Source organism: Novosphingobium sp. HNCC26BN242 (assembly GCF_057180525.1).
In genome coordinates this window covers 683,715-700,626 of the sequence record NZ_JBXUGM010000002.1, presented here as the reverse complement: position 1 = coordinate 700,626, position 16,912 = coordinate 683,715, and the positions used below count along the sequence as shown (strand labels likewise).

The 16,912-nt window shown below is 61.0% G+C and carries 12 protein-coding genes; 6 read left to right on the top strand and 6 right to left on the bottom strand.

All coding sequences use genetic code 11. The annotated features are described in order from the left end of the window. Positions 1-3: 3 nt before the first annotated feature. From gltB to AC2A1F_RS10965, 3 genes are all read right to left on the bottom strand, one after another. The gene (gene gltB, locus AC2A1F_RS10975) at positions 4-4,644 is read right to left on the bottom strand and encodes a glutamate synthase large subunit (RefSeq protein WP_484208786.1); all 4,641 of its coding nucleotides are present in this window, start codon (positions 4,642-4,644) and stop codon (positions 4-6) included. A gap of 297 nt (positions 4,645-4,941) precedes the next feature. Then, on the bottom strand, positions 4,942-6,963 hold the full coding sequence (locus AC2A1F_RS10970) for a hypothetical protein (protein ID WP_484208785.1): 2,022 nt from the start codon (positions 6,961-6,963) through the stop codon (positions 4,942-4,944). A gap of 47 nt (positions 6,964-7,010) precedes the next feature. After that, positions 7,011-8,237, bottom strand: coding sequence for a TIGR04063 family PEP-CTERM/XrtA system glycosyltransferase (locus AC2A1F_RS10965; RefSeq protein ID WP_484208784.1), 1,227 nt, complete (start codon positions 8,235-8,237; stop codon positions 7,011-7,013). A gap of 66 nt (positions 8,238-8,303) precedes the next feature. Here AC2A1F_RS10965 and AC2A1F_RS10960 point away from each other — a divergent pair, with 66 nt between their 5' ends. The 3 genes from AC2A1F_RS10960 (at position 8,304) to AC2A1F_RS10950 (ending at position 10,367) form a co-directional block, all read left to right on the top strand. Beyond that, positions 8,304-8,465, top strand: a complete 162-nt coding sequence (locus tag AC2A1F_RS10960; protein ID WP_484208783.1) for a hypothetical protein — start codon at positions 8,304-8,306, stop codon at positions 8,463-8,465. Continuing rightward, on the top strand, positions 8,458-9,825 hold the full coding sequence (locus tag AC2A1F_RS10955; protein ID WP_484208782.1) for a putative O-glycosylation ligase, exosortase A system-associated: 1,368 nt from the start codon (positions 8,458-8,460) through the stop codon (positions 9,823-9,825). The genes AC2A1F_RS10960 and AC2A1F_RS10955 overlap by 8 nt, the downstream gene beginning before the upstream one ends. An 80-nt stretch (positions 9,826-9,905) precedes the next feature. Next, complete coding sequence (locus AC2A1F_RS10950; RefSeq protein WP_484208781.1) at positions 9,906-10,367, top strand: MaoC family dehydratase; 462 nt, start codon at positions 9,906-9,908, stop codon at positions 10,365-10,367. Here AC2A1F_RS10950 and AC2A1F_RS10945 read toward each other — a convergent pair. Together AC2A1F_RS10945 and AC2A1F_RS10940 are read right to left on the bottom strand one after the other, a co-directional pair. Further along, positions 10,348-11,313, bottom strand: a complete 966-nt coding sequence (locus AC2A1F_RS10945; RefSeq protein WP_484208780.1) for a glycosyltransferase family 2 protein — start codon at positions 11,311-11,313, stop codon at positions 10,348-10,350. The two genes, AC2A1F_RS10950 and AC2A1F_RS10945, sit on opposite strands and share 20 nt — an antisense overlap. A 317-nt stretch (positions 11,314-11,630) precedes the next feature. Then, entirely contained in the window at positions 11,631-11,951 is a 321-nt protein-coding gene (locus AC2A1F_RS10940; protein WP_484208779.1) for a hypothetical protein, read from the bottom strand. Here AC2A1F_RS10940 and AC2A1F_RS10935 point away from each other — a divergent pair. Next, on the top strand, positions 11,950-12,594 hold the full coding sequence (locus AC2A1F_RS10935) for a family 16 glycosylhydrolase (protein ID WP_484208778.1): 645 nt from the start codon (positions 11,950-11,952) through the stop codon (positions 12,592-12,594). The two genes, AC2A1F_RS10940 and AC2A1F_RS10935, sit on opposite strands and share 2 nt — an antisense overlap. Positions 12,595-12,744: 150 nt before the next feature. Here the strand turns inward: AC2A1F_RS10935 and AC2A1F_RS10930 are convergent, their stop codons facing one another. Continuing rightward, positions 12,745-14,001, bottom strand: a complete 1,257-nt coding sequence (locus tag AC2A1F_RS10930; protein WP_484208777.1) for a polyhydroxyalkanoate depolymerase — start codon at positions 13,999-14,001, stop codon at positions 12,745-12,747. Positions 14,002-14,175: 174 nt separating this feature from the next. On the opposite strand from AC2A1F_RS10930, the gene AC2A1F_RS10925 reads away from it, so the two are divergent. Both AC2A1F_RS10925 and AC2A1F_RS10920 read left to right on the top strand, forming a co-directional pair. Then, positions 14,176-15,990 carry an ABC transporter transmembrane domain-containing protein gene (locus AC2A1F_RS10925; RefSeq protein ID WP_484208776.1) on the top strand — a complete coding sequence of 605 codons (1,815 nt, stop codon included), beginning with the start codon at positions 14,176-14,178 and terminating at the stop codon, positions 15,988-15,990. 42 nt (positions 15,991-16,032) lie between these two features. Further along, positions 16,033-16,854 (top strand): undecaprenyl-diphosphate phosphatase, encoded by an 822-nt coding sequence (locus tag AC2A1F_RS10920; RefSeq protein ID WP_484208775.1) that lies wholly within the window; start codon positions 16,033-16,035, stop codon positions 16,852-16,854. Positions 16,855-16,912 lie beyond the last annotated feature (58 nt).

The window sequence follows — 16,912 nt, the reverse complement described above, 5'->3', positions numbered from 1 at the left end:
CCCTTACTCAGCCGCGACCGACGCGGCTTCGAGGCGCTCGGCCTCCATCTGGCGGAGCGCACGCGCATAGTCGCGCGGCATCACTTTGACAAACTTCGGCAGCGCATCTGCCCAGTTGTCAAGGATTTCGCGGGCGCGTTTGCTGCCGGTGTAGAGGTGATGACGCTCAATCAACACACGCAGGCGTTCCGCGTCGTGATAGAGCATATCGCCCATGCCATAGTCATAGACATCGACGCCGCGCTGCTGAGGACGGCCTGAACCGTTATCCTCGTCACGCTCAGCCGAAACTGGCAGCAGATCGACCATCGCCTTGTTCGCAAGATCGGCAAAGTTGCCGTCCACGTCATAGACATAGGCAATGCCGCCCGACATGCCTGCGGCAAAGTTGCGGCCGGTTTTGCCCAACACGGCAACCACGCCTCCAGTCATGTATTCGCAGCCGTGATCGCCGGTGCCTTCGACGACCGCGACCGCGCCCGAATTGCGCACGGCGAAGCGTTCACCGGCCACGCCGTTGAAATAGGCTTCCCCTGCAATCGCGCCATAGAGCACGGTGTTGCCGACGATGATGTTCTCTGCCGGGTCACGCTCAACATGCGCCGGAGGACGCACGATCACGCGGCCACCCGACAGGCCCTTGCCGACGTAGTCATTGGCATCGCCGACCAGATCGAGCGTTACGCCGTGGGCAAGGAACGCGCCGAACGATTGCCCGGCCACACCCTTGAACGCGATGTGGATGGTGTTGTCGGGCAAGCCCTTGTGGCCATACTTGCGCGCAACATCGCCCGAAAGCATCGCGCCGACCGTGCGGTTGACGTTGATGACCTTGCGTTCAAGGCGCACGGCCTGTCCACTTTCCAGTGCCGGGGCGCTGGCCTTGATCAGATCCTGATCGAGCGCGGCTTCAAGCCCGTGATCCTGCGTGCCGCTCCAGTTCAGGGTCGTGCCGGGGGCTGGCTGAACCTGATGCAACAGCTTGGACAGGTCGATGCCTTCAAGCTTCCAGTGGTGGATCGCCTTGTTCGCTTCGAGACGGTCAACCCGGCCCACCATTTCGGCCACGGTGCGGAAGCCCATTTCGGCCATGATCGCGCGCAGCTCTTCGGCAACGAAGAAGAAGTAGTTGATCACATGCTCCGGCTGACCGGTGAAGCGCGCGCGCAGGACCGGGTCCTGCGTCGCCACGCCCACGGGGCAAGTATTCAGGTGGCACTTGCGCATCATGATGCACCCTGCGGCAATCAACGGTGCGGTGGCAAAGCCGAATTCGTCAGCGCCGAGCAGTGCGGCCACGGCCACATCGCGCCCGGTGCGCAAGCCGCCATCGGCCTGCACGCAGATGCGGCTGCGCAGGTTGTTGAGCAGCAAGGTCTGCTGGGTTTCGGCAAGGCCGATTTCCCACGGAGAACCCGCGTGCGTCAGCGAGGTGAGCGGTGATGCGCCGGTGCCGCCTTCGTAGCCCGAGATCGTCACGTGATCGGCGCGCGCCTTGGAAACGCCCGCAGCCACGGTGCCGACGCCCACTTCGGACACCAGCTTGACCGAGATGCGCGCGGTTGTGTTCACGTTCTTGAGATCGTGAATAAGCTGCGCGAGATCTTCGATCGAGTAGATATCGTGGTGCGGCGGCGGCGAGATCAGGCCGACGCCGGGGGTGGAGTGGCGCGTCTTGCCGATGGTCTTGTCGACCTTGTCACCGGGCAGCTGGCCGCCTTCGCCGGGCTTTGCGCCCTGCGCCATCTTGATCTGCACATCGTCGGCGTTGACGAGGTATTCGGTGGTCACGCCAAAGCGGCCCGAGGCCACCTGCTTGATCGCCGAGCGCATCGAATCGCCGTTGGCCATGGCCTTGAAGCGCGCGGGGTCTTCGCCACCTTCGCCGGTGTTCGATTTGCCGCCGATGCGGTTCATCGCCACAGCCAGGGTGGTGTGCGCTTCCCAGCTGATCGAGCCATAGCTCATCGCGCCAGTGGCGAAGCGCTTGACGATTTCGCTGGCGGGTTCGACGTCTTCGAGCGCAATCGGCTGATCGGCCTTCTTCAGCTCCATCAGCCCGCGAATGGTCAGCTGGCGTTCGGCCTGATCGTTGATCGACTGAGCAAATTCGCGATACTTTTCAGGCGTGTTGCCACGCACAGCGTGCTGCAGGCTGGCGATGTTGGACGCCGTCCACGCATGCTCTTCGCCGCGATTGCGCAGCTGGTACATGCCACCCACGTCGAGCATCTTCTTGTAGATCGGGTTATCGCCATAGGCCGTGGCATGACGGCGCACGGTTTCTTCGGCGATTTCCTTGAGGCCGACTCCTTCGATCGTGGTCGCCGTGCCGGTGAAATAGGCATCGACGAATGCGCTCGACAGGCCGACCGCATCAAAGATCTGCGCGCCGCAATAGGACTGGTAGGTCGAGATGCCCATCTTGGACATGACCTTCAGAATGCCCTTGCCGATGGCCTTGATGTAGTTCTTCTTTACATCCTTGGGCTCAAGCGGAAGCTCCTTGGCCACGCGGATCTGTTCCAGCGTTTCGAACGCCAGATAGGGGTTGATCGCCTCTGCGCCATAGCCTGCCAGCACGCAGAAGTGGTGCACTTCACGCGCTTCGCCGGTTTCCACGACAAGCCCGGTCTGCATACGCAGGCCCTGACGAACGAGGTGCTGGTGCACCGCCGCCGTGGCCAGCGCGGCCGGCATCGGGATACGGCTTTCGCACTGCGCACGGTCCGACAGGATCAGGATGTTCTTGTCGGCCAGCACCGCTTCAGTGGCGGCCCAGCACATTTCCTTGATCGCCATTTCAAGGCCATCGGCCCCGGTGGCAGCATCCCAGGTGGTGTCAATCGTGGCGGTGCGGAACGCGCCATCGAGCGCGGCTTCGACCGAGCGGATCTTGGCCACTTCCTCGTTCGTGAGGATCGGCTGATCGACTTCGAGCCGCTTGTGGCTGCCCGCATCGTGACCCAGCAAATTGGGACGCGGGCCGATCATGCTGACCAGCGACATCACCAGTTCTTCGCGGATCGGATCGATCGGCGGGTTGGTGACCTGCGCGAAATTCTGCTTGAAGTAATCATAGAGCAGGCGCGAACGCTTTGACAGCACCGCAATCGGCGTGTCCGTGCCCATCGAACCCAGCGGATCATCGCCCGCAATGGCCATCGGTTCGAGGAACTTGCTGATGTCTTCCTGCGTGTAGCCGAAAGCCTGCTGGCGATCGAGCAGCGAGGTGGTTTCCACCGGCAGCGCGGCCAATTCAGGCTCGATCACGTCGAGCTTCTTGAGGTTATACTGCGCCTGATCGAGCCATTCTTCATAGGGCTCTGCTGCGGCCAGTTCGGCCTTGATTTCCTCGTCCTCGATGATCTTGCCCTGCTCCATATCGATCAGGAGCATCTTGCCGGGCTGCAACCGCCACTTGCGGACGATATCTTCTTCGCGGAACGGGAGCACGCCGCTTTCCGAAGCCATGACGATGATATCATCGCGCGTGATCGAGAAGCGTGCGGGGCGCAGGCCATTACGGTCCAGCGTGGCACCGATCTGGCGACCATCTGTGAAGGCCACAGCCGCCGGACCGTCCCACGGTTCCATCAAGGCGGCGTGGTATTCATAGAACGCACGGCGCGCAGGGCTCATTAGCGGGTTGCCCGCCCATGCTTCGGGGATCAGCATCATTACCGCGTGAGCAAGGCTATATCCGCCCGCCAGCAGCAGTTCGAGTGCATTGTCGAGGCTGGCCGTGTCTGACTGACCGTGCGGGATCAGCGGCCACATCTTGTCGAGGTCCGAACCGAGCAGTTCGGATTCCATCGTGCGGCGGCGCGCGTTCATCCAGTTCACGTTGCCGCGAACGGTGTTGATTTCACCGTTGTGCGCGATGAAGCGGAACGGGTGCGCCAGCTTCCAGCTGGGGAAGGTGTTGGTGCTGAAACGCTGATGCACCAGCCCCAAGGCCGAGACGCAATCGGGATCGCGCAGATCATCGTAGAACGAGCCGACCTGGTTGGCGAGCAGCAGGCCCTTGTATACGATAGTGCGGGTGGAAAAGCTGGGCATGTACAACTGGGTAACACCCGGCAGGCCGTGCTTTTCGGCCATGGCGGCCAGCGGGTTCTGCGTCTGCTTGCGGATCGCCAGCAGTTTGCGTTCGAATGCGTTCTGATCGGGCGTGCCCGCGCCGCGCTTGATGAAGCACTGGCGGATGACCGGCATCTGTTCGATCACGGTCTTGCCAAGGCCGTCCAATGTGACCGGCACATCGCGCCAGCCGATCAGTTCCTGCCCTTCCTTGGCGATGAACTTTTCGAAGAATTCGGTCACGAACAGGCGCGCGGCTTCATCCTGCGGCAGGAAGCACATGGCCACGGCATAATCGCCCGGCTGCGGCAGTTCGCGACCTTCGGATGCGGCCCATTTGCGGAAGAGCTGGTCGGGAATCTGGATCAGCAGACCAGCGCCATCGCCCAGCAGCGGATCGGCACCCACCGCACCGCGATGATCAAGATTGCGCAGAATTTCCAGCGCCTGATCCACGATGGCATGACTTTTCTGGCCTTTGATGTGAGCAATGAAGCCCACGCCACAAGCGTCATGTTCGTTACGCGGATCGTAGAGGCCCTGAACCTGCGGAAATCCCATTTCGATGATCGTCCTACTTTCGAAGAGTCATGGCAAAAAAAGGCAAAAGCACGCGAATCAAAACGCCCGGAAGCGATTAAAATTGCGCGAAGTGCCCCCATGACTGCAGGAAAGTTATTTTGCAACCGCGCAGGCCAATCAGCCACGCGGTTAAAGCCGGAAATATAGTGGCTACATGGCAGAAAGTGCCGTTTTCCGGGGCTTTGACAGCGCATTTCATGGCCCAAAGGCCACGTGCCCCCAAAGGACACGTGGTCGGGAAATACGTAGGCGTGGGGGCAAGCCCGAGACCGAGGATCAGCCCTGAGCAGTCATCCGTTGCAACGTCGCCAGAGCGGCGCGCAAGGCACGATCGGCCTCCTCTGCATCGACAGCCGAGCCTGCGGGGGCGTCTTGTGACACCATCTGCAATTCTGCCGCACTGCCCAGCGCATCGATCGGGCTTGAGGGCGCAGCCCTTCCCGGTGCGGCAAGCGGTGATCCCGGCACAGGGATGATCAGGTCGGCACTGCCAGCAGTGTGTGCAGGAATTGCGCTTGCGGGACGTTCGAACAGGCGCGGCGTCGTTTCAAAGGAAGAGGACAGCTGCGGCTCCTGGCCTGGGAATACCACCGCTGGCTCGAAGCCATCTTCGTCATTGTTGTCGCTATCTTCGCTCTCGTCGCTCACGAAAAGCGACGTTGCTGTCTGCGCCCGATGGCGGAGTGAGCCGGCACCCATATCGAGCAGGGAGGGATAGCGCTCTTCTGCGACATCAGCTTCTGCGCCACTGGCTTCCCAGACAATGTCTTCTTCGACATCGTCTTCTTCGGCATCTTCTACATCTTCAAAATCTTGGTCCAGCGCTTGCGCATCAACTGCCGGAGCGGGGGTGTTTGTGGCCAGTTGCGGATCACGAACGCGCAAGAAACGTTCAAATTCCGGGGACTCATCATCAAACGCTTCCGGCTCTGGGGCGAAGGGCCGCAGCGCAGTCGGACGAAGCTGCACGACCCGCTCATCATGCGCAGAAGGCTCGGCAGGCCATTCGTCGGTTGTCTCAGGTGCCGCAGCGTCCGGCATCCCGAACCGTGCAATTGGCGCAGCAGGTTGTGGCTGTACCACTGCAAAGCTGGCGACACGCGGCTCGTCATCATGGGTGATCGCAAAATCGTCGGTCGTCGGCGCAGGCACCGGTACTGGTAGCGATTCTGGCGCTGTATCTGCAGGAACAAATGCGTGCGTTGCAGCTGGCTGCCTGCTTTCGGCGCGGGCATGGCGGCGGCCAATGGCCAGAGCCAGGCGCTCGGTCAGCTGGACGAGTCCGAGATCTTCCAGCGGCGTTCGTGATAGCGGCGTTGGGGCCAAAGTCGGGGCCTGAAACAGCGGCGTCTTGATCAGCGGGACGCTGGGCTGCATCGCCTGCGGAACTGGCTGGTCCGCTTCGGGCATCGCCTGAGGTTCTGGCGCCTGCTCAAGCGGTGCATCTGCAGAGGGCTTGCCTGTGACAAACTGGATATCGTCCTGCGGCGAAACCTGCTCGACAACCGTTTTATCAGGAGCACTGGCCTGGAATACCGGCGCATCATAGTCAGACGCTTCATACGCAGGTTCGATGCCTTTGCTGATGACCTCGGCATCGGCAAACAGCAAATCGAGCGCTAGCGGATCATCCAATTGGGCCTGAAGCGGGGCCTGAAACGGGGCTGCTTCGGGCTGCTGGGCCAGACGCGTGACTGCAGTGCCGTCAAGCTCGACCGGTTGATCAAGCGACTCCTCCCACGGCAGGCGCACTTTTTCAGCTGGCTCAGCGGTAAAGTCCATGCCTTCGAGCGCTTGGGGATCGACAGGTGCATAAGTCTCGCCGGAAAACGGCATGCCCATCGGTTCGCCCAGATCTTCGATCGGGTTCAGCGGGCGGCGGTGCGATGACAGCCTTCCTGCAACAGGCCCAGCCTCGGGCATCGCCTCGGGCAATGGCTCAGGCTTGTTGATAGCAACCCTGTCAGCGCCGGCAGTTGCTGCAGTGCGACCGAACGAACGGGCGCGCATTGGCGAATCCGACTTTCCGCCAGCCAGCGCCTTGCCGACGAGATAGCCAGCCAGCCCGCCGACACCAAGCATCACCATCGCCAACAAAGCCCGCACGGTAAAGCCAAGCGGTGGCTGCGCAGCTGGCAGGATGTCAGGAATGCCAAGCGCCACTACCGGCCCTTCAAGCAGCTGCGGGGCCACCGCAAAGCTGCCAAGGCTGAGGAACGCTGCAAACCACAGCGAGGTCACAATCGGAAACAAGGGATGCGCGGTGATTGGCTTGGCTTTGCGCTTGGTCACAGTCACTGGCGGTCGTCCTGTCTTCTACCCTGTCCGGTCCCGCACAATAGCCGCTACGCAGCCAATGCGGGCACTTTGAGACGGGGTAACAGGACTTGGTAAACGGGAAGATAACGCCGCACGTTGATTGCCCAGTCGTGCGCTTCGCCCACAAAGCGCCGCGCCACGGCTCGGCGCTCGTCCCAACCGCTGCGGTCAGACAGCAGGCCCGCCATCGCGGCGGCAAGCCCGGCGGGATCATCAGCCGGAAACAGCGTTCCGGTGGTGCCGTGCCGAATGAGTTCGCGGTGGCCGCCCACATCGGACGCCGCCACCAGCTTTCCCTGCGCCATCGCTTCCAGCGGCTTGAGCGGGGTGACCAGTTCGGTCAGCCGCATGCCCTTGCGCGGATAGCACACGACATCGGCCAGCGCGTAATAGCGATCAACCTCATGATGCGGCACGCGCCCAACGAATCGGATTGCATCAACTGCAGATGATGCCGCAGCTTGCGCCCGCAGGGCATCTTCTGCTGGCCCCCCGCCCACCAGCAGCAGCCTTGCGCCGGGCACCTGCGCAACGATGGCGGGCATGGCTGCGATCAGATCGTCCAGCCCTTCATAAGGATAGAAGCTGCCGAGAAAGCCAATCACCGGGCCATCGCCCAGTGCCAGTTCTTGCGCCAACCGGTCGTCCCTTGGCAACGGATCGCCGAACATGTCCAGATCAACGCCATTGGGCATGATCGCAATCTTTTCAGGGCTGAAGCCGCGCGCAATCAGATCCTCCCGCAGCCCGTCACAGATTGTCACCACCCGGTCTGCGCCGCTGACAACATCGTTTTCCAGAACGCGCGTCAGCCAATACTTCGCCGATCCTTCGCGCCCGGTGCCGTTACCGACCGCAGCATCCTCCCAGAACGCACGGATCTCGTAGACCACAGGAATCCCCAGCCTGCGCCCGGCTTTCAGCGCCGCCATGCCGCACATCGCGGGCGAATGCGCATGCAGGATATCCGGCCGCCATTCCCCGGCAAGCGCCACAATCCTGTCGGCCAGAGCTGCCACTTCGCTCCATTCGCGCACCAAAGGCAGACCTCGCACAGAGCCGGTTGTGCGATGGAAGATCAAGCCGTCAACCTCTTCGGGGTCTCCTCCGAACGGGCCTTCCTGCCGCAATCCGGTCACCCCGCGCACCTCCAGCCCCATGGCCTGTTGCGCCTTCAAAATGGCGCGCGTGCGAAAGGTATAGCCGCTGTGCAACGGCAGCGAATGGTCGAGAACATGAAGCACGCGGGTCATCTCCCGCTTTGTGCCAGACAAGCCTTAACGCCGCGTCAACCCCGATGGCTTAAGCGTCTGTCCGCCATGATCGACAAGTTCACGCTTTTCCTGCCGCACCTGCTGATGGCCATTGCCATCTGGCGGCTGCTCAAGCGTGATGATCTTGACGATGATCCCTCGCTGCCCAGCCGTCGGGCGCCGTTCCGCAAGGCCACGAGACGGGCAAGCGAGCGCACCGATGCTTGATCTGTTCCTGCTCAGCTTCGTGCTGGCATTCATCGGGGCGGGCTTCCGGCGGCCATTCATCTTCGTGCTGGCCTATGTCTATATCGACGTCGTTTCGCCGCAGAAGGTCAGCTGGGGCATCCTGACGCAGATCCCGATATCGCTGATCGCATTCCTGTTTGCCTTCGGAGCGTGGTTCGTGGCCGAGGACAAGAACGGCACGCGCTTTTCGCTGCGGCAATTTCTGATGCTGATGCTGCTGATCTACTGCGGCATGACCACGCAGCAGGCCGATTTCCCGCTGGAGGCGGGTGAAAAGTGGTCATGGGTGTGGAAGGCGCTGGTCTTTGCGATGTTCCTGCCGCTGACCTTGCGCACGCGCCTGCGGATCGAGGCGCTGACGTTGATCATGGTGATTTCGGTAGGGGTCATCGTGATCGGCGGGGGGATCAAGACGCTGGCAGGCGGCGGCGGTTATGGTGAATTGCGGCTGCTGGTAGACAACAACACCGGGCTGTATGAAAGCTCGATCATATCGGCCGTGGCCATTGCGGTGATCCCGCTGGCGCTGTGGCTATCGCGCTTCGGCACGATCTTTCCGCCCGAATGGCGCGTGAAGGCCTTTGCCTGGGCGCTGTGCTTTTCCTGCGCGCTTATGCCCATCGGCACGGGCGCGCGCACCGGCCTGGTCTGCGTAGTGGTGCTGGCCGCGCTGATCCTGCGCACGGCTAAGCGCCGCGTGATGATCCTGTCGTTGATGGCCGCAGGAGCGCTGATCACCGTGCCATTGCTTCCGGCTGAATTCGTCGCGCGGATGAGCACCATCGGCAACCACCAGTCCGATGAATCCGCCTCCACCCGCGTGGCGGTGTGGATGTGGACGCTCGATTTCGTCAAAAGCCGCCCGTTCGGTGGCGGGTTCGATGCCTATCGCCAGAACAAGTTGGAATACAACGCGGTTACCGCAGAGAAGGCGGGCGACAACAACACAGCGCTGGAATACCGCCCGGTGGTCGATCAGGCCCGCGCTTATCATTCCAGCTATTTTGAGATGCTGGGCGAACAGGGCTATCCGGGCCTTGCCATGTGGCTGGCGCTGCACCTGCTGGGCCTGTGGCAAATGGAGGTGCTCAGGCGGCGCTTCCGCAAGGATGAAAGCGAGGCGTTCCCTTGGGTGTCGCCGCTTGCCGAAGCCTTGCAGCAGGCGCAGGTCATTTACCTTGTGGGCTCCACCTTTGTCGGCATTGCGTTTCAGCCGTTCTGCTACATGCTGGTAGGGCTGCAGTGCGGATTGTGGGCCTATATCCAGCGCGTAAAAGCGGCGCAGCCGATACCGTTCCGCAAGGAAGCGCAGCGCAACCATACGCCCGCCACAGCTTAACCGACTGCTTAAACCAGCTTGCGCTATTATAGCCTTGCCGCCATTCTTGCGTCACGCAATTCGCAGGAGAAGGCAACGCCATGACCAGATTCATCCCGGCTGAACAGATTCAGGCCATGGTTGGCCAAGTCGTCGGCACATCGGGCTGGGTCGAGATCACGCAGGATCGGGTCAACAAGTTTGCCGAGGCTACCGGCGATTTCCAGTTCATCCATGTTGATCCCGAAAAAGCCGCGCTCACCCCGTTTGGCGGCACGATTGCGCACGGCTTCCTCACCCTGTCACTGATCCCCTTGTTGACGATGGAAAGCGATTGCCCGCGCGCCGAAGGGATCAAGATGGGCGTGAATTATGGCGGCAACCGCACCCGCTTCCTTGCCCCGGTGCGCGTGGGCAAGCGTGTACGCGGCGTATTCAAGCTATTGACGATGGAAGAAAAGCGGCCCGGCCAATGGCAGCAAACGATGGAAATCACCGTGGAAATCGAAGGTGAGGACAAGCCTGCACTGATGTGCGAATGGGTTACGCAGTTTTTCGTGTGATCCACCGGCGCAAGTGATGCGCCAAATGGCGCAGGATCACACCCGCCCTGCCCCACATCAGCACCGGCGACAGCAGCAGTCCGTGGGCTAGCATATCGATGCGCGGGTCGATCCGGCTGGCCAAACCGTGTTCGACCAGCGCCCGCGCGCGCAGTTTGCGATCCTGCACCAGTGCAAGTTCGCGGCGCAGGATTTGTGCGCCCAGTCGGTGAATGGTCAAAGCTTTGCGATCGGTCAGGCTCGCATCGTGCCGACGATACAGGTAAAGGTCTTCATCCAGCGTGACGAACCGAAACGAGCGTGCCGCGCGCAGCCAGAAATCGTAATCTTCCACGCCGAACAGGCTCTCATCGTACCCGTGCAAGGCCTTTGTCACTTCCGCGCGATAAAGGAACGCTGCACCGATGCGGTTGCCCAGCAGCAGTTCCGACACCGGGCCGACCTTCTGAAACCCGGTTACGCGGCCCGTCGCATCAATCACACTGTAATCGGCATGGGCAATTGCTGCATCGGGACGAGCATCGAGTGCGGCCACCAACCGCGCCAGCATCTGCGGGCGCGCAATGTTATCATCCGAAGTCCAGCAATGCAGCGCACCACGCGCCACGGCAAAACCGGTGTTCAGCGCACCGGGAAGGCCCTTGTTCGGCCGGTTGGTAATGATCCGCACCCGACTGTCGGTTTTGGCATAGTGCATCAATTTGGACGGGGTGGAATCGCTTGATCCATCATCGACGCAGATGAGTTCAAAATCGCTGAATGTCTGGTCAAGGATCGATTGAATCGCCTGATCAAGATAGGCTTCACCGTTGTGAACCGGAAGGATCACGCTAACGCGCGGTGCCTCACGCTCGGGCTGCACGTCCGCGTCCCCCCAATCCGATGCTTGCGCGCTCCACGCCTCGGCCCCTTGAAACAGCATGTCCATGACCAGATTGATTGCCATGCTCACGCATCGCGCGGTTTTCCCGAATGTTGCGGTCTGTTTCAAGGAACCAAAACTGGGCGGATCGGCGAGAATCCGTCAGCCTCGTGTCTTTTCGGCACACCTTTTCGTTGGCAAGCCTGCACGCCACAGGGGACCAGGTCCGATATCAGAAGATTCCGGCACCAATCGCCGCGAATGAGTGAGGCCGCATAGTGCAATCACGCATGGGAATTGTCATAAAACAAATCACCTGAATTATCTTTGCAGATTACCGGGATTTCAGATTGCCCATAACTGTAACGTTACGAAATTACCTTTCATCAGCCCCGATATTCTTAAATTCCGCTAACAATATAACTGCACGCTTTTGCCATTTCCTGACCGGAAGATGCGCTTGTCTTGCAGGAGTTTGTGATGAAAGCGCGTTTTCGACTTTTGGCTTCGGCTATCATTATCGGTGCAACTGGCGCATTTGCCGCAACTGCACCCTCGACGCAGACTCTGGTTTCCTCCAGGGCATCGTCAATTTCCAAGCCTGCCGCTGTTGTGGTATTATCGCAAAGCGCTTCGCTTTCGGCACCTGCCATCAATCCCACGCCCGCTTCTGCGGCCACGCCTGTTGCCGCAAAGCTTGCTCCGCTTGATCTGTCGGACATGCGTTTGTGGAATTATGCTGGGAAATGGCATGCTTCCGAATGGGCAAGCGCGCTGAGCTTCACCCCGTGGAAATTCAACCGCGTGACGAAGTTGCAGAATGGAGATGTCCGGTTCCTGCTGGATTCCACCGGAGCACCGGAACTGAAGGCAGGAACGGGCATACAAGCTGCGATGAGCGGGCTTTGGGAGACGGAAGTGACATTGCCCACGATGCGCGATGGTTTGGTTGTCGCCCCGTTATGGCTCTATAACAATTCCACCAAGGACGAGATCGACTTTGAATTTGCCGGACGCAAAGGTCTGGACGTAACGGTCCACAAATACGTCAACGGCCTTCACCTTTCCAAGACCGTGCGCCTGTTCAAAGGTGTCGACATGTCTGGCCAACGCAAGCGCTTTGGCATCAATGTGTCGCAGGCAGAGGGCAAGATCAGGATGTATGTGGACAGCAAACTGGTCCACACGTTCGACAGGCAGGAACTGGGCTTTTTCCCGACATCGGCGTTCCGTCCCCTCATCTCCATGTGGCCAGCACGTTCTGACTGGAGCAACTTCGTGCAGTGGGTCGGGCGGTGGACCCCGCTGAAGTCTGGCCAGCAGATCGTGCTGCGCGCGCATGGCTATGGATACACGGCGTCCTGACCCGCGTGCTTCGGACTGCAGCAGGTGTTGTTGCACTGTCCGTTGTGGCAGTCGCTCCAAACACCTGCTGCGGGCCAGACGCCTACACTGCAAAAGGCCTCGTCCGGCAGTAGGTCCCGTCCCGTTACAGGGCCTCGTGTAGTTGAAGGATCAGGCCACCACGCTCAATTTGCGGCCTTTGGCCTTCTTTTCAAAGGTGGCAATCCACTGATCCACCACCGGCGCAATGTTTGTACGCCAGCGCGACCCGTTGAAGATGCCGTAGTGGCCGACTTCGGCTGCCAGAAGATACTGCTTCATGTCATCGGGCAGGTTTGGCGTCACCTTCAGCGCGGCCTTGGTCTGGCCGATGCCGGAGATATCATCGCGCTCGCCCTCGATGCACAGGATCGCGGTGTCGGTGATCGTCCCCAGATCCACCGCCTGTCCGCGGTGCACCAGTTCACCCTTGGGCAGGGCATGGCGCTGGAATACCACATCCACCGTCTGCAAATAAAACTCTGCTGGCAGATCGCAGACCGACCGGTATTCATCATAGAACGCACGCGCGGCATCGGCGCTTTCATCGGCGCCTGCATTCATGTGCTGGAACAGCTTGTAATGGCTCATCATGTGGCTGGCCATGTTCATCGACATGAAGCTGGCGAGCTGAACGAAGCCGGGATAGACGCGCCGCCCCACGCCCGGATAGTTGGCAGGCACGGTGGTGATCACGTTGTGCTTGAACCATACGTGCGGCTTGGTGATCGCATGGTCGTTCACCGCCGTGGGGCTTTCGCGCGTATCGATCGGGCCGCCCATCATCGTCAGCGTAACCGGACGGCAGGGGTGCTTGTTCGCGCCCATGATCGCCGTGGCGGCCAGCGCCGGGACCGAAGGCTGACACACCGCCATCATGTGCGCACCTTCCCCGATATGCTCAAGGAAGCCAGTCAGATAGTCGATATAATCGTCAAGGTCGAACACGCCTTCGGCCAGCGGCACATATTTGGCATCGGCCCAATCGGTGATGTAGACCACGCAGCGTTCCAGCATCCGCTCCACTGTGCCGCGCAGCAGCGTGGCAAAGTGCCCGCTCATTGGCGCAACAATCAGCAAACGCGGCGCATTTTTGGGCAAGCCATCGTGCGTAAACATCTTCAGATCGCCGAACGGGCGGGTGATGACAGTTGTTTCTTTCACAGCATGGGCCGTGCCATCGACATGGATCACCTTGATCCCGAAAGCAGGCTTTCCACGCGGCGCTGCAGCATGGGCAAATACGTCGAGAGCGTTGGCCATGGTTTGCGATTGCCCCATCCCGGCAAACGGATTGCGCGGATCGGTGAGAGCATCGGCCATCATCGAGGCCCAGGCGCTGCTCGCATTCATCAGCGAGCGCTGGATTTCATAAGCTTTGTACAGCACTGCGAACACCTTTTTGGTTGTTGCCCGCCACCGGCGGAAAGAACCGGCGGCAAGAGTCGTTGGGCACAGATTGCCCCGATTCGCCAACTTGTGCAACGCAACAAAGGTCCAGTCAGGTTGACACCACACCAATGCCCCCTTTCGGCAAGGCGTGGCTTGGGCTAGGCGGTGCGCATGGACGAGCAGACCCCGCAGCTAGACGCGCAGATCGAAACGCCAGCAGAAACGGCCCCCAAGGCGAAAAGCCTTGGCCCGCTGCGCATGATCTGGGACGAAGCCGCGCGCTATCCGGGCCGCGTTGCCGCCGCCACAGGCGCGCTCGTCGTTACGTCGGCGGCCACTCTGGCCATTCCGTCCGGGTTCAAGCTGATCATTGACAAGGGCTTTGCCGCAGGAGCCGATGTCGATCAACTGGGCCGCTGGTTCCAGTATCTACTGCTGATCGTGCTGGTCCTGGCCATCGGCACGGCCTGCCGGTTCTATTTCGTGTCGTGGCTGGGTGAGCGCGTCGTGGCCGATGTGCGGCTGAAAGTGCAGGCCAATTTGCTGCGGCTGCCTCCGTCGTTCTTTGAAACGAACAGCCCCAAGGAAATCGCTTCGCGCATGACCTCGGATACGGCGGTGATCGAACAGGTTGTGGGCACCACCGTGTCGGTCGCGCTGCGCAATACCATCACGGCCATCGGCGGCATTGGCTATCTGCTCTATCTCGCGCCCCGGCTTACCGTGATCCTGCTGGTTGCCATCCTGTTCATTGTCGTCCCCATCGTGTTCATCGGCCGCCGGTTGCGCAATGTCTCGCGTTCCAGCCAGGATCGTGTGGCGGGCATCGGCGTGATCGTGTCCGAAGTGTTGGGTGCAATGAAGATCGTGCAGGCCTTCGGGCAGGAAAGGCGCGAGCTTGAGCGGTTTGGCGAAAAGGTCGAAGCCACCTTCCAGACGGCGCTGCGCCGCATTTCGATCCGCGCGGGGATGACCTCGATCGTCATTCTGTTGATCTTTGGCGGCATCACCATGCTGGTCTGGGAAGGCGCGATTGGCGTTGCCAATGGCACGATCAGCGGCGGCACGATCTTTGCCATCGTGATCACCGCAGGCCTCGTAGCAGGGGCGCTGGGCGCGCTGTCTGAAGTCTATGGCGATCTGTTGCGCGGGGCAGGTGCGGCTGGACGCCTGAACGAGCTGCTGCGCGAAGAGCCGGACATTGCCCCGCCTGCCCGCCCGACTGCGCTGCCGGTGCCTGCACGTGGCCAGCTGGCGTTCCAGAACGTCGCGTTCCGCTATCCTTCGCGTCCAGAAGTGCTTGCGCTCGATGATTTCTCGCTGACGGTTGAACCGGGCGAAACGGTGGCTATCGTTGGCCCATCAGGCGCGGGCAAATCCACGTTGTTCCTGCTGGCGCAGCGGTTTTACGATCCGCATGGCGGCACTGTGCGCATCGATGGCGTGCCGCTGACGAGCGCCGACCCGGCCGAAATCCGCGCCCGCACTGCGCTTGTCCCGCAGGACGCCACGCTGTTTGCAGCCTCGGCGCGCGACAATTTGCGCTATGGCAACTGGAACGCTTCGGACGAGGCGATCTGGGAGGCGGCCCGCGCTGCCAATGCCGAACAGTTCCTGCGCGATCTGCCGCAGGGTCTCGATACGTTTCTGGGCGAAGACGGCGCGCGCCTTTCGGGTGGCCAGCGTCAGCGCATCGCCATTGCCCGCGCGGTGCTGCGCAATTCGCCGATCCTGCTGCTCGATGAAGCCACCAGTGCGCTCGATGCCGAAAGCGAACGGTTGGTGCAGGACGCGCTCGACCGGCTGATGAAAGACCGGACCACGCTGGTCATCGCGCACCGCCTTGCCACAATTCGCGCGGCTGACCGTATTGTGGTGATGGATGGCGGCCGGATCGTGGAGCAGGGCACCCACACCAGCCTGAGCGCTGCCGATGGCCTCTATGCCCGCCTTGCTCGCCTGCAATTCGATGGAATGGCCGCTTAACCCTTGACTTGATGCTGCGCTGCGGCGAACCCCGGAAGCATCATGGATTCGATTGTCACCGCCATCCTGCTCGGCATTGTCGAGGGCCTTACCGAGTTTCTCCCGGTATCCTCCACCGGCCACCTGATCCTTGCAACGGAACTGTTCGGCTTTGATCCGCACCAGTGGGCCATGTTCAACGTGGTAATCCAGCTGGGCGCGATTATGGCCGTCGTCGTGCAGTATTGGCGCACGTTCTGGGCCGTGGGCATGGGCCTGATGCGGCTTGAACCGATCAGCTTGCGCTTCCTGCGCAACCTGCTGGCTGCGTTCATTCCCTCGGCTGTCTTTGGCCTTGCGCTCAAGGACTATATCGACGTCCTGCTCGGCAGTCCTGCGGTGGTGGGTTGGGCGCTGGTGATTGGCGGCATCGCCATTCTGGTGATCGAGAAATATGCCAAGCCCGGCGAATTGACGGGCATTGGCCAGCTTCCGCTCAGCCAAGCGCTTGGCGTGGGCTTTGTACAGTGTCTCGCGATGGTGCCGGGCGTCAGCCGTTCGGGCGCAACGATCATGGGCGCGCTTGCGATGGGGATCGAGCGGCGGACAGCGGCGGAATTCAGCTTCTTCCTGGCCATTCCCACCATGCTGGGGGCTACCGCGCTCGAACTGTTGGACAATCGCGAAGCCATCATGTCCGGCACGCTGGGCGCAGGCGGCGTGGGCTGGGCCGAGATCGCGGTAGGTTTTGTTGTTTCGTTCGTCGTGGCGCTTGCGGTGATCCGCTTTTTCGTCGCCTATGTCAGCCGCGCAGGATTCAAGCCCTTTGCCTGGTATCGCATCGTGGCTGGAACAATCGCTATTATCTGGTTGGCAATGCGCTGATTTTGCGCAATTTCTTTGGTACTTGCCACATCGCCCCACCGCACCCTTGGAACCAATC